The sequence below is a fragment of the Deltaproteobacteria bacterium genome, from assembly GCA_020848905.1.
GTDB lineage: Bacteria > Myxococcota_A > Polyangia.
Genome location: JADLHG010000050.1, coordinates 1 through 13,436, shown reverse-complemented (window position 1 = coordinate 13,436; position 13,436 = coordinate 1). Strand labels below are relative to the sequence as shown.

At 69.5% G+C, this 13,436-nt stretch carries 12 protein-coding genes; 5 read left to right on the top strand and 7 right to left on the bottom strand.

All coding sequences use genetic code 11. The features are described 5' to 3' along the window. Positions 1-10: 10 nt before the first annotated feature. Positions 11-1,003: a sigma-54-dependent Fis family transcriptional regulator gene (locus IT371_22420; protein ID MCC6750436.1), complete on the bottom strand. Its 993-nt coding sequence runs from the start codon at positions 1,001-1,003 to the stop codon at positions 11-13. A 143-nt stretch (positions 1,004-1,146) separates the two neighbouring features. Between IT371_22420 and IT371_22415 the strand changes: the two genes are divergently transcribed. The 3 genes from IT371_22415 to IT371_22405 are packed head-to-tail and all read left to right on the top strand — an operon-like array spanning position 1,147 to position 2,936. Continuing rightward, positions 1,147-1,824, top strand: a complete 678-nt coding sequence (locus IT371_22415; GenBank protein MCC6750435.1) for a DUF542 domain-containing protein — start codon at positions 1,147-1,149, stop codon at positions 1,822-1,824. Between the two features lie 17 nt (positions 1,825-1,841). Further along, the gene (locus IT371_22410) at positions 1,842-2,507 is read left to right on the top strand and encodes a hypothetical protein (protein MCC6750434.1); all 666 of its coding nucleotides are present in this window, start codon (positions 1,842-1,844) and stop codon (positions 2,505-2,507) included. 54 nt (positions 2,508-2,561) lie between these two features. Next, positions 2,562-2,936: a DUF488 family protein gene (locus IT371_22405; GenBank protein MCC6750433.1), complete on the top strand. Its 375-nt coding sequence runs from the start codon at positions 2,562-2,564 to the stop codon at positions 2,934-2,936. 42 nt (positions 2,937-2,978) lie between these two features. On the opposite strand, the gene IT371_22400 is transcribed toward IT371_22405, so the two are convergent. From IT371_22400 to IT371_22390, 3 genes are all read right to left on the bottom strand, one after another. After that, the gene (locus IT371_22400) at positions 2,979-4,583 is read right to left on the bottom strand and encodes a right-handed parallel beta-helix repeat-containing protein (GenBank protein ID MCC6750432.1); all 1,605 of its coding nucleotides are present in this window, start codon (positions 4,581-4,583) and stop codon (positions 2,979-2,981) included. Positions 4,584-4,693: 110 nt separating this feature from the next. Further along, complete coding sequence (locus tag IT371_22395; protein MCC6750431.1) at positions 4,694-5,863, bottom strand: MFS transporter; 1,170 nt, start codon at positions 5,861-5,863, stop codon at positions 4,694-4,696. A gap of 129 nt (positions 5,864-5,992) precedes the next feature. Continuing rightward, a complete protein-coding gene (locus IT371_22390) occupies positions 5,993-7,144 on the bottom strand; it encodes a hypothetical protein (protein MCC6750430.1) in 1,152 nt (383 codons plus the stop codon). 303 nt (positions 7,145-7,447) lie between these two features. Between IT371_22390 and IT371_22385 the strand changes: the two genes are divergently transcribed. Together IT371_22385 and IT371_22380 are read left to right on the top strand one after the other, a co-directional pair. After that, complete coding sequence (locus tag IT371_22385; protein MCC6750429.1) at positions 7,448-8,395, top strand: ATP-binding protein; 948 nt, start codon at positions 7,448-7,450, stop codon at positions 8,393-8,395. 285 nt (positions 8,396-8,680) lie between these two features. After that, entirely contained in the window at positions 8,681-9,703 is a 1,023-nt protein-coding gene (locus IT371_22380) for a hypothetical protein (protein MCC6750428.1), read from the top strand. Positions 9,704-9,930: 227 nt separating this feature from the next. Here the strand turns inward: IT371_22380 and IT371_22375 are convergent, their stop codons facing one another. The 3 genes from IT371_22375 to IT371_22365 form a co-directional block, all read right to left on the bottom strand. After that, positions 9,931-10,203 (bottom strand): helix-turn-helix domain-containing protein, encoded by a 273-nt coding sequence (locus IT371_22375; GenBank protein ID MCC6750427.1) that lies wholly within the window; start codon positions 10,201-10,203, stop codon positions 9,931-9,933. Between the two features lie 595 nt (positions 10,204-10,798). Continuing rightward, positions 10,799-12,592: a DNA polymerase I gene (locus tag IT371_22370; protein MCC6750426.1), complete on the bottom strand. Its 1,794-nt coding sequence runs from the start codon at positions 12,590-12,592 to the stop codon at positions 10,799-10,801. Further along, positions 12,589-13,436: hypothetical protein (locus IT371_22365; GenBank protein ID MCC6750425.1), on the bottom strand; the 848-nt coding region annotated here is incomplete at its 5' end. The genes IT371_22365 and IT371_22370, both read right to left, overlap by 4 nt.

Below are 13,436 nucleotides of genomic sequence, written 5' to 3'. Positions count from 1 at the left end.
CGCCGACCCCTCAGACGGTCCGCAGCTTTCGCCACAGGGTGTTTCGCGCGATGTCGAGGACCCGCGCCGCCTGCGATGGGGAGCCCCCGCACCCGTCGAGGACGCGGAGGATGTGTTCGCGCTCCACCTCGGCCAGCGTCTTCAGCGGCTCCCCTTCCGGCGGCGATTTCGCGCGTGGCGCCTTCGGGGCCGGGTCGAGGAGCTCGCCGGGCAGGTCCTCCTCCCCCACGGTGGGGCCGGTCGCCAGCGCCGCCCCGTGCTTCACCACGTTCTCGAGCTCCCGGACGTTGCCCGGCCACCCGTAGCGCCGCAGCCGTCTCTCGGCCGCCGAGGAGAAGCCCTGGCTCGCCGTCCGCTCCTCGGCGAGGAAGTGACGTGCCAGGGGCAGGATGTCCTCCGCCCGCTCGCGCAGCGTCGGCACCTCGAGGGTCAGCACCTTCAGGCGGTAGTAGAGGTCCTCGCGAAAAAGGCCCTCGCGCACCCGGCGGGGGAGGTCGCGATGCGTCGCGCAGACCACGCGCACGTCCACCTCAAAGGCCACGTTCTCCCCGACGCGCCGGAGCTCGCCGTGTTGCAGGGCGCGCAGGAGCTTGGCTTGCAGCGGCGGCGGCATCTCGCCGATCTCGTCGAGGAAGAGCGTGCCTCGGTGGGCCGCTTCGAAGAGGCCGGGGCGCGCGGAGGCGGCGCCCGTGAAGGCCCCCTTCGCGTGGCCGAAGAGCTCGGACTCGAGGAGCTCGGCGGGGAGGGCCGTGACGTTCACCGCCACGAACGGCTCCTTGGCTCGGGGCGAGTTGGCGTGGAGGATCCGCGCGACCACCTCCTTGCCCGTGCCCGTCTCGCCCAGCACGGCCACCGGCGCGTCGCTGGCGGCGAATCGCGCGGCGCGCTTGAGCAGCCCCTGCATCGCGGCGCTCTTCGCGACGACGTGGGTCGCCCCCTTCAGCCGGGGGGCGACCGGCACCAGCCCGCAGAGGTTGCAGAACTCTCCCGCTCTGTGTTCCATGGGTTACATTATGGAACGTATCACGGAACGCGTCCAGCTGGGGCGAGGTCCCGCCCCGGGAAAGGCCGGCGATCATGGCCCTCCGAGGGCACCGCCGGGAGGTGGCCCGATCCCTGCTAAGTGCACGTGGCAAGGAGAACTGCATGCTCAATCCAGAACGGACCATCGCCGACACCGTGCTCGATCACTCCGAGTGCGCTCAGGTCTTTCAACGCCACCGCATCGACTTCTGCTGCCGCGGACATCTGAGCATCGAGACCGCCGCGCGCGAGAAGGGCCTCGCGCTGGACGCGCTCCTGGCGGAGCTCTCCCAGGCCATCGCGTCGCGACGCGGGGAGCCGCCCGCCGACCTGCGCGACCTGCCGACGCCGCACCTGCTCGAGCACATCGTCGGCGAGCACCACGAGTACCTCCGCAAGGCGCTCCCCTTCGTGCTGGCCCTCGCGACCAAGGTGGGCCGCGTGCACGGCGAGCACAACCCGAAGCTCCGCGATCTGGCTGTCGTCGTCGAGGAGCTCAACGAGGCGCTCCTGCCGCACCTGGACGCCGAGGAGCTGCGGCTCTTCCCGGCGCTGACGGCGTCGGAGCCGGATCGGGTGGCGCTGTCCGAGGAGTTCGACTCCATGACGGAAGAGCACCTCGCCGTGGCCAAGCTCCTCGAGCGCACGCGTGCCGCCACCGACGACTTCAGCGTGCCGGCTTGGGCCTGCAACAGCTATCGGACGCTCTTCTCCGAGCTCGAGCAGCTCGAGGGGGACGTCTTCACCCACGTGCACCTCGAGAACCACGTCCTGAAACCACGGTTCACCTCGGCAGCGTGATGGAGGCGAAGAAATCCATGGATCCGAAGCTCGCGACGATGAAGAGGGCTGCGGCAGGAAGGAAGCTCCTCGTGGCCGCGTCGGTTCTGGCCGGACTGGGCGCACCGGGCCTTGCGGAAGCGCACTGCGACACGACAAAGGGGCCGGTGGTGACGGCGGCCCGGACGGCCCTCGAGCGCCGCGATCCGCGCCTGGTCCTGCACTGGGTCCGCGCCGAGGACGAGCCCGCGGTCCGGCGCGCGTTCCAGGAGGCGCTGACCGTTCGCGCGCTCGGACCCGCGGCGAAGGCGCTCGCCGACCGCCACTTCTTCGAGACGGTCGTGCGTCTCCACCGTGCGGGGGAGGGCGCCCCGTACACCGGTCTGAAGGACACCGACCCCGAGCCGATCATCGCGGCGACCGACCGGGCATTGGCCGAGGGGTCGCGGGCGAAGCTGGAGGAGACGCTGGTGCGGGCCGTGAAGGAGGGACTCGCCAGACGATTCGCGTCTGCGAGCAAGGCCAGGCGCTTTCGGCAGGGCGACGTCGCCGCGGGACGCGCCTACGTGGCCGCGTACGTCCCGCTCGCGCACTGGGTCGAAGGGATCCTGGCGGCAGCGGAGGGGCACGGCGGCTCCCGGGAGAAGGTCGCGCACCCTCCGTCGCACGGCCACGACCAACGGGCCGGCGAGCACGCACACTGACGGCCCGGGCGCGACGAGGCTGTTGCGCGGGACCGGGCGGCGGGGAGTCGAGCGATGGTCAAGACGAGACGATGGAACGACCCTACCGAAGCCGACGACGGCCTTCGGTTACTCGTGACGCGCTATCGCCCGCGCGGCGTGAGAAAGGGTGACGAGACGTGGGACGAGTGGACGAAGGAGCTCGGTCCGAGCCGAGAGCTCCATCGGGAGTACGCCAAGGAGGGGGCTCTCGACTGGTCGGCGTTCCGCCAGCGGTACCTCGTCGAGATGAAGCAGGCGGTGCCGCGCACCCTCATCCAGAACCTAGCCGCGCGCCACCAGACGGGCGAGGTCGTGACGCTGCTCTGCTTCTGCGCCGACGAGAAACATTGTCACCGGAGCCTGCTCAAGCGGCTGGTCGAGGACGCTGACTCCTCGCGCAGGGGCTGAAGGCGCCCGTCAAGACGAGCGGTTCCTGCCGGGCCCGGGCCCCTACAGCTCGTGGGCGCCGAGGTCGGGTGAGGTGCCTCGTGCCTTGCGGAAGAAGTCTTCCTGGACCTCGCTCAGGACCTTGCCCTTGTTGATGCCCGGCGAGCTCGACTGGACCTTGAAGTAGTCCGGGAGAAGCTGCCCCGCCGTGGTGGGGCCGGTGCGGGCGAGCTTCGGATCTCCGACGACGTCGCCCGCGCGCGCGGCGCCGGAGGGCGGAGCCTTCGACCAGAGGTTGCTCGAGAAGCTCAGACCGGTGAAGGTGTCGAAGGCGCCCACGGGCAGCCCGCCCTCTTGCAGCACGAGGTTGTTTTCGACGCGCACGTTCTGGTGGGGGCCGCTGTTGAGCACGATTCCGGCCTCGGAGCTGCTGTTCACGAGGGTGTTGTGGGCGATGAGCACGTTCTTCATGCCGTGCTGGAATCCTTGCCACCAGAAGACGTTTCGCGCACAGCCGAGGACGAGGTTGTTGACGATCGTGATGCCCTGCGAGCCCGGGTAGGTCGCGGTGTTCTTCTCGTCGCCCATCATGATGCCGGCGTGCGACCCGTTGGTTACGACGGGGCTCCCCGTGTGATAGACGAGGTTGCGCTGGACGAGGGCGTTCACGGCGTCCGAGACGTAGATGTTCGAGTGGTTGTTGTAGACGATGTTGTCCTCGATGACGGTGCCCGTGGACTCGAAGGTGGAGATGCCTTCGCCCCAGTTGTCGTGGGAACGGTTACCCCGCAGCGTCACCCCGCTGACGAGGTTGCGAGCCGCGCAGAGGGCGCAGGCCCAGCCGCCACCCGCGTAGGGCGTCGAGCCTGGCCTGTTGCGGGCCGCGTTCTGCCAGACGTGGCAGGACTCGACCAGGCTGTTGCTGCCGCTGACGAAGATCCCTTGCTCCTGATTGTCGTGCACGTTCATCGCTCGGGCGAGGCCGTGTGAGCCTTCGAGGCAGAGCCCCATCCAGTCGGAGTTGCGCACCTCGAGGCCCGAGAGCTGCACGTACGCGCCGGAGACCGTGACGAGGCAGCCCCAGGTCGTCGGGCGGCCCTTGGCCCCCTCGACGACCGGCGTCTCGCCGGAAAAGGCGACGATCTGAATGGGCTGGGCCGCGCTGCCGGAGCGGGAGAAAGTGACCGTCTCGGCGTAGAGGCCTCCGCGGACGACGAGACGGTCTCCGGCCGCCAGCGCGCTGCCCCCCTTCTGAAGCGTCTTGAAGGGCAGCGCCTGGGTGCCGGGGTTCGTGTCGGTGCCGCCGGGCGCCACATAGTAGGTTTTCCCGGTCACCGGCGACAGACCGTCGGCCATGCCCCGGTCGGCGGTTCCGCGGTCGGGAGCGGGCCTGCCGTCGCGGGCTGCGCCTGCGTCACGCCGCGCGTCGGCGCTCGGCTTCCCATCGCGTCGTGCGTCGACGCTGCCGGCCCCGTCACCCCCCGCGTCGGCGCTCCCGCTCGCGTCGCGCAGCGCGTCGCCCGCCGCGGCAGCGTCGCGGCTCGCGTCCAGGGCGCTGCCCAGATCCACGCCCCGGCCGCCTTGCGGGCTCTCCTTGCACCCCGCGACGACGAGGGCGACGAGCAGCAGCGCCGCCGTGGTCCTTCTTCCTGGTTGCGAGCTCCTCACGGGTTCTCCTCGGCCGCTCTCGTAGTCGAGCGGAAGCGTTCGGTCGGCTCGAGCGTGGCACGCGCGCTCTCCACAGGGCAAGCGCATGACCTCGACCTGAACGACTGGCCTCAGGCGGCGCGTCGGCGGGAAGCGCGAGCGACGGCGAGCTGCCCGAGGGCGGCGACGAGGCCGAGGAGCGCGCACGCGGCCCAAATGACGTTGGCACCGAAGCGGGCGATGACGCGGCCGCCGAGGAGCGGAGCGAGGAAGGAAGCCGCTCCCCAGGAGAGCTGGTAGAGGCCGAGGTAGCTCGCGCGCAGGTGCGGCGGGGCGAGGTCGGCGACGACCGTCGGGCCGAGCGGGAGCGTGAGCATCTCGCCGAAGGTCCAGAGGACGACGGTGGCAGCGTAACCCCAGGCGGTGCTCGCGAGGGCGGTCAGGCCGAAGCCGCAGCCGGTGAGGAGCGAGCCCACGCAGAGCACCCATCCCCGGTCGCGACGCGCCAGCCAGCGCACGAGGCCCGGTTGCAGGAGCACGATCAGTACGCCGTTGAAGGCCATGAGGAGGCCGTAGTGCGTCGGAGGCAGCCCCGCTCGGCGGAGGGCGAGCGGGAGGGCGAAGAGCCACTGGCTGAAGACGAGCGCGAGGAGAAAGGAGACCAGCACGAAGGCCAGCAAGAGCGGGTCGCGATAGGGGGCCGCGAGGTCCCCGCCGTGCCCGCTCGTGGCGGCGCTTCCGGACGGGCGCGTCTCGGGGACGCGGACCCAGACGACGATGCCAAAAAGGAAGGTGGTGGCCGCGTCCAGCACAAAGAGGGGGAGAAAACCGCGCGTGGCGAGCAGTCCTCCGAGGCTGTTGGCGACCGACATGCCGAGGTTCACGACCCAGTAGATCAGGCCGAAGGCGCGCGCACGCTCCTCGAGCGGCACCACGTCGGCCACGACCGCGTTCATGGCGGGCCGATAGAGCTCGCCAAGGATGCCGGCCAGAAAGGCCGAGAAGGCGAGGTGCAGCGGCGCGCGAGCGAGGCCGAGCTGCAGCATTGCGAGCCCGCCCCCGACGAGCGCCAGGGTGAGCGAGGGGCGACGGCCGATACGATCGGCGAGCAGGCCGCCCAGCGGTCCGGAGGCGAGGGCGCCGAGTCCCCAGAGCGCGACGATCGTGCCCGCCCGCGCCTCACCGAGCTCGCGCGCCTCCGACAGATACCAGGCCAGATAGGGGACGACGAGCGTGCCGCAGCGGTTTATCAGGGCACCGACCCAGACGGTCCAGAAGGTGGGGGAGAGGGGCGCGGCCACGGCGCGTTGTAGCGGAGGTGCGTGGTCGGGCGCAATGCGGCCCCGCTTGCGGGCCGGGCTCGGCGAAAGAAAGGAAGCGCGTGGTTCGCCGATCGCGGGCGCGTCAGCGGCGGGCGTCCGAGGTTCGCGTCAGCGCGGAGCCCCGAAGAAGCTGCCGGCGAGCCGCGAAAGCTGCTCGCGCGCCGCGCTCGAGGTCTGGTAGTCAGCCGCGGTGACCTGGCTCGCGAGCTGGCGCACCGAGCCGAGCTGCGCCTCGGGAACCACCGTCGCGAAGGCCTCGACGACGGCGCCCGCGCCGAACAGGCGGCCCACGAACTTGATGGCCTTCGAACGGTTGCGGGCGTCGAGGTCCTTGATGGCGGCGTGCTGCAGCTCGCTCTTGAAGGAATGCGGATCGGCCTGGTGGTCGGCCCACTGCTGGTAGCCGCCGAGGGCCCGGATCGCGGCTTGACGCGCCTCGGGGAGGGGATTCGAGCGCACGGTCTGCTTGAGGAGCGGTAGTCCGAGGCCGGCGAGGACATAGAAGCCGGACTCGTTGCCGAGGCCCGGATCATCGAGCGCGGCGACGAGCCCGCGCCAGCCCTTCGGGTTGTCGAGGCGGGCGAGCTCCCCGTAGAGGCTGTACTTGGTGAAGACGTCGGCGCGCGCGAGCGCCTCGTCGAGCACCACCGTGGCGCGGGTGCCGCCGATGCGACCGATGGCCCCGATCACCGTGCGTTCAGGGTTCTGGGAGAGCAGCTCCTTGAGGAGCGGCAGCGCTTCTTCGCCGCGGAGCATGGCTACGGCGAGGATCGCCGCCTGGCGGGGTGTGGTCTCGCCGACCGTGCGCATCACCGCGCCGCCCTCGTGCACCGGCTGCTGGCCGCGCGCGATGCGCTCGAGGAGGGGCAGCGCCTCGAGCACGCCACGCCGGCCGAGCTCCAGGATCGCGGCAGTGTTCGGGGCGCGCGTGAGCAGGGCACCAATGGTCGCGTTCGTCGCCTCGTGCTGGACGGCGCGGCGGAGCCAGCCCAGGCCGACGGCCTGCGGGATGGCCCCGACCGCGCGCCGTCCGGCCTCTTCCACGCGCCGCACGTGATCCCCCGTGGCGAGCGCCACGACCTGCGCGTCGCTCAGCTGTCCGAACGCGCGCTGAAAGGCGGCCGCCCTCTCGGCTCCGAGAAAGGCCTCACCCCGTTGCTCGGCGGGACCTCGCGCGAGGGCTCGCCCTCCGCCGAGGAGCGAGGCGAACCCGAGCAGGGCCAGGGCCGCGCCGGGCCATCGAAGCGTGTGTCGTGCCATCACCGCACCTCCTCCAAGAGCCCGCAGAGTGCATACGCCGAGCCAGGAGGAAGGCGCGGCGATCATGGGAGCTTGGAGCAGATCACGCGCTTGTACCGGCTCTCAGCTTCGACGAACGAGGCGGCCAAGGTGGCCAGCCGCCCGAGTGCACCGACCCTGCGTGGGGCCGGGTGGGTGGGGGTCAGCCGACCCCGTCGCACGGCGCGAGGCCGGTCTAGGTCGTTGAAATAGTGGCAGCATCACCCAGTCCGCTGCGTGGCATGTGGTTTGCTAAATGAGGCGCAGGCACTCGGAGCTGGACCCATGACGTCACGACGCACCGTTTTCAGGCTGACGCTCGCGATGGCCCTCCTCGGGGCTAGCGCCGCGACCGCCGGCCGCAAGGCGCGCCCGCAGGGGCACCATGCGTCGATTGGCGACGCGCTGGCATCACTCCCCGCGTCGGACGGCTGGCAGACGATCGAGGTTGGCGCGAGGACCCTCTGGGTGGGTCCGCTCGCTGAGGCTCCGACCTGGGTCGCGCAGGGCGATCGCGGGCAGCCTGCCGGACGAGCCGTTGTGGTCTCGAACGGGATTCACGGCGCTCGGCCGTACCAGGTGGCGCTCGTGAGGCGCACCAAGGGGGGCGGCTTCTCCGTCACGTCGAAGAACCTCCCCGCCTTCGAGACGCTGGGCTCGGCGCAGGCAGCGGCGATGGGGCTGATGGAGCACTACTCCTTTTCGCGCGGCAAGTCGGAGTGGAAGCGGCGACGCTACGACCGCGGGACCGGACAATGGAGCGGGGAGGCGCCCGCACCTCCGGGCCGAGCGAAGACCGTGACGTCCTTCAGCCTGCGAGGAAAGGCCCACACCGACATCCTCGAGCCCATCCGCGACCTCATCCAACGCGCCGGGGCAGAGGCCGGCGTCGACGAAGGGGCGGTCTACCACCTCAAGCTGGCCGTCTCCGAGGCGGTCACGAACGTGATTGAGCACGGCTACGGCGAGAGAAGGCCCGAGGAGCGCACGGGCCTCGAACGGCTGCGGTTCCAGGTTTCGGTCGCGCCCGGGATGATGACCGCCAAGATCATGGACCACTCGCCCCCCTTCGATCCGCGCAAGCAGCCCGAGCCCACGCACCTCCACGCAGACCTGTTCGACCGGCCGATCGGCGGGGTGGGCATCCACGTCATGCGGAAGGTCCTCTCGAGCATGCGCTACGCGTCGAGGGGGCCGTGGAACACCCTCACCTTGGTCAAACGCTTCAAGTAGCGCGCGCCGAGGGGCAGAGCGCCAGCTCGTTGTGGCGCTGACCGTCCACCTCGAGAGATAGGGCTCTTCCGCTCACCGGCCCCCCGGCGGTCCTGGGGGCGGACGCCAGCCCGGTAGCGCGTGGCAGTGCAACCTGAATGCACCATCGGCCAGGACGCCCCGGCAAGTCGGGCGGCCCCCGGCAGAGGAGTCAGGCGCGTGCCGCTACAGGCAGTTGCGTCTGGCACGTGGGGTGCACTCCCGAGGCCCGTGCGATGGCCGCCCGCGGCCCGCCGGAGGGACCCCATGCGCAAACCGATCCTCGCCCTGTCGCTCTCCTTCCTCTCGCTGAGCTGGGGCGCCGCCGCCTCTGCGCGAGAGGGTCGGTACTCGGAGGTCTTCGACCCGTCTCGGCTTGCGGCGAACCTGAACGGCAAGCTGAGAGCCCTCCTGGCGGCCACGGGTCTGACCGACGCGCATCGCGTGCGCATCGAAGGTCTGCTTCCCCCCGACCAGGGCTACCAGCGGCTGTTCCACGCGACGGACCGGCCCAATCCCGCCTGGGGCGAACGCCACCCCGAGGGGATCTACGGGTGGCGCGAGCCCGGCGATCCGGTCGCGCACACCGACGGCGCGCAGCATCAGTTCTGGTTCATCGAGAGGCGCCCGGCGCCGGACGGCCGGCAGCGATTCGTGGCGAGCGGTGCGAGCTTCTTCTCAGACGACGGAGCGGCCGGTAGCCGCGGCGCCTGCAGCCACGGCTGGGGCACCTACGCGGACCTCGGGCAGGGCTGGCTGCACGCGCAGGTCTCCGCGGACAAGCGCGTAGCGGTCGTGCATAACGAAGAGCGCGGCGTGATCTTCGACGAGGCGCACCCCGACTTCGGCAAGGTGGCTCGGATGCAGGAGCACGCGGAGGTGCGCATGCTCACCCCCGGTCACTTCTGGGTCGGCTATCGGGCCTTCGCGACGCACGATCACGCGGGCCAGCCGCTCGCGCGGCCCTTCCGCTGCGGCAACGTGTCGATGGTCGAGACGGCGCCCCTCATGGTGGCGGACGCGCTGGCGCTCTGGAGCGGGGCGGGGCTCGGCGGCGTCTTCGAGGGCGAGGGCCTCTACCGCGTGGCCCTCGGCGCCGGGCGGGCCGTGCAACAGAGGATCTTCGTCATGCCGGTACCGCTGCGAGGGATCGCGGGTCGCGCGGCCTTCGACCTCGACATCCGCAGCGGCCGCTACTCCCCCGAGAAGCTCGTCCGCGTCAATCGCGAGGACGAGCGAGGCCCGGCGGATCTCTACGGTACCTTCGTCGGCTTCTGGGACCAGCGCTGAAACGAAAAAGGCCCGAAGGTGCGAGACCTTCGGGCCTTGAAAACCGAGCGGGGTGGACGGGACTCGAACCCGCGGCCTCCGGCGTGACAGTTCCGCCAATGATTCCAATGGCATCCGCTGCTGTCCCGACGGAGTGTCATTTCGCGCGCTTGTCGCGGCGTTGGTCCGCGCCTGTCCACGGAACACGACACCAGCAGACCCGGCCGTTGATACGGCATTGATACAGCTCACCGCCTCACCCCAACGAGATCACTCCGACGGAAGCGGACTCGACGGCCCTGGCGAACGGCCGGCAAGCTGCCGCGCTGCGCGGCCTTCAGCACCGCGTCGCGGGTCATGCCCAGTAGCTCGGCGGCCTGCTCGGCGTCGAGGAGCTGGTCGAGCAGCGGTGCGGCCTGAAGCTCCTCGCGGACGACCCGACGCACAAGCTCCTCCAGCGCATCTCGCACCGGCTGCGACTTGAGGGCGGCCACCAAGTCAGCGTCGAGGCCGAGGATCATCGCCCGCCTGCTATCGTTGCCACGGGTGGGGAAGCCACGCTCGTTGCGGCACGGCAGCACCGGGTGATGCGTGTGACCGTCGGCACGGTACCGGAAGAGCGTCCGCTCGTGGCGCTTGGAGGGTGCCCCGGTCGTCCGTCCGCTGCGAAGCGGGGCCTGCCCTAGGAGTCATCGGTGCACCGAGTGTCGTGGGGCGATGCCAGCTCCGATGCCAGCTCCGCATCTATCTCGTGCACGAGAATGGTTACTCGCGGTTTTCGACCCGGCCGCCGAACCACGGCGACAAGTCCCGCACCCTCGAGCGCGCGCAGTGCTCGTCCTGCGGCAAAGCGAGAAATGCCGAAGCGCGCCGCGGAGAACGCCACCCGTGCTGACCTCTCCAGGCCCGCAAGGAACCAAAGTGCAACTCCGACGTGCAGAGCCTTCCCAGGGAGGTGGGAGGCGGGAAGGAGCCACTGGTCGAAGGGAACGGGTCCTTTCAAGAACCGAGTGCCAGGGCCGTGCCGCGGCACCGGTACCCGTGGGGGTTTGGGGACGTGGTCACTTGATGAGAGACGAAATTGCTCTGGATCGATCGCCATGATCTCTCCCTCTTCTAAGACACAGACACAGGAGATAGAAGACTGGACGGGTGAGCGCTGGCGCTCGGGTCCCGTTGCAGATCCGCACCGAGGTGGATGCGCTGCTGCAACATCTCCGACACCGCCTCCCACATGCGGGCGCCGCGTGGGTCGGCGTAGCGATCCGGGTGCCGAATCACCTTGGTATCGGAGCGCAATTCGAAGCCAGAGAGCACGACACGAGATGCCTCCGCCATCGCGGCCTGAGTCTCGGCCACCACCTCCTCGAGCTTGGATATCGGTGCCTCGATGAGCACCGCGTCGTGCACTGGCGCACAGACCCTGATTCCCCGCTCCGTAGCGAGGCAGCAGGCAAGCCGCAGCATCTCGGCGCCATTGCTCTGCATCGGGAAGTTTGCCAGTGAGCGGGGGTTCACACCGGCACCGACGTGAAGCTGCCAGCCGAACACGGTCCACAGGCGCCCGTGCAGCATGCCAAGCGCCTGTGCCGCTTCGACCCAACGCCAGTATCGCGGGTAGGTTTGCCGGTGCAACCGCAGCAGCTCGCGACCCGCCGCCTCGCTTCGTCCGATCTTGCGAGCCAGCGAGGCCTCGCGCATCCCATACTGGACACCCAGCGCGCAGGCCTTGAACAGTTCTCGTTCCTCGGGGTGGGAGTGCTTGGTTGCGCCCGCCGGCACGGCGCCCGCCTGCCGCGCGAACGCGAGATAGGGGTCCCCAGACAGATACGCGCCAGCCATCCGCTCGTCGCCCGACAAGGCAGCGGCGATCCCAAACTCTTGCTGGGACCAATCGACGTAGGCGATGCCCCATCCCGGTGGCGGCCGAATGAGCGATCGCAACCACACGGACGGTCCGAAGATGAACCTCGAGTTGCTCGGTTGGTTTCTTCCGGTGGATGCCCTGAAGGCTGAGAGCATGCAGCGGTTTCGTCCGTCATGTCCGACGGCGAGATCGTTCAGCCGAAGCTTTGCCAGCGCCGTGCGCGCCTCGCGGATGGGCGCAGTAATCGGGTAGAGTCGCCCCATCTCGTGGAACGTGTCGTCATCAAGCGCGAGGCGCCCGGACTCCAGGCGGGGCCACGGAATGCCTTGTTGCGCCAGCCAGGCCTCGAAACGCACCGTCGAGAAGGCGCTGCCATCAAAGACGCCGTAGTTCTCGTCGATGCGCGCGACAACCGCGACCTTGAGGTCGTCCCACGAGGCCCGCAGGCGGTCGAGCGTGGCCACGTCTACAGGGACCCCGGCAACCTCCATCGCCGCCGCGGCAACCATGTACCGCCCCCGGAGCAGCGCGCGAGGCAGGTCGACGCGCGGCAACATCACGTTGAGGAGCCGCACAGTCGCGTCGACGTCGGTTTGGCAGTACTTCATGAGTGCCTCGAGTTCGTCTGAGGCATAGGGTCCGCCGCGCATGGCCAGTTCTCGCATCGCCTCCTTCCGGTGTGCTTCCATCGCGTCGATGCCGAAATAGGTGCAAGCGCCGAGGAGTCCGTCGCCCGCGGGGCGTGCACGGCCGTTGGTCAGTACGCGGAACTCGCAGAAGAGATCGAGTACTCGGTGAGGCATCGGCCAGCCGAGAACGGCATGGCAGGTCCACTCGGCGCTCGAATAGTAGGCAACGAGCAGGCAGTCGTTGTTCAGGCAGTAGGGCGGCCGGCGCAGATCGGCGCCTGCTAGGCGCACCGTTCGCTCACTGCGCAGATCGCGAGCCACCGCACAGATCGGCGTTGGCAATTCACCCGGAGCCGCAGTGAACTCAAAATCCACCGCCCAGACCGAGGAGAATGGCAGCGCATCAAGTGTCACGACGCCCCCAGAAGTTGTCTGACGACCTCGTGGTCGACGGAGCGGATGAACCTCTCCTTGAAGGCGATCTGGAGGAGGTCGCCGAACGTCTTGTCACCCGGCCACTCGGGCTCGGGGATCGCGTCGCTGGTCGCCTGAAGGACGTCGTAGGCGCCGAGGCTCATGTTTGCGGCGAGGCGGATCCATCTCTGCTCAGCGAGTGCGGCAGCCTTGTGAGCGCTCTCGCTCCATGCGTCGGCACGTCGCTGCTCGTCGGGGAGCTTCACCGGCCATAAGAAGAGCACTCCTTGCCGGGTCATGGCGGTATACAAGACGACTCGCTTGATCTCGCCGGGAAGCTGCATGGCGACTGCCGGGTCGACCAAGTACACCTCGCGGTCTTCGCGAAGCTCCACCACAGCGGTGGGCAGGCGCCAACTCTCGCCCGGCCGCACTCGCACGAACCATTGCCGATCGGGCTTCCGGACCGGCACGTTCAGAAGCGCCTTCTTCACGCCAACCGTCGAGGCGAAGTCTTGCGAGAGGCGCAGGCGTTCGGGGTCAAACGGATTCAGATCCTCCTTCTGGGCGCCGGGGGGCATCTTCTCGGGGTTCGTCGTCTGTTCCGCCGGATCCGGCCGATCCTGCTCGACAAAACTGATACTCGTTGACCGATTCGTGTTCATCTGACTCGCCTTTCTCGCCCCGTGGGCGGTTGGGCTGCGTTGACCGACGCCGCCCTCTCTGCCAACGTGAGTGAGACAGTCGGCGCATCCGGAATTACCCTTGAGGGCGAGAGTGGCTGCTGAGAGATGGCCCGGGCAGAGAAGAAGACCATGAGTCGAACACCACGGCTCCGCGCTGT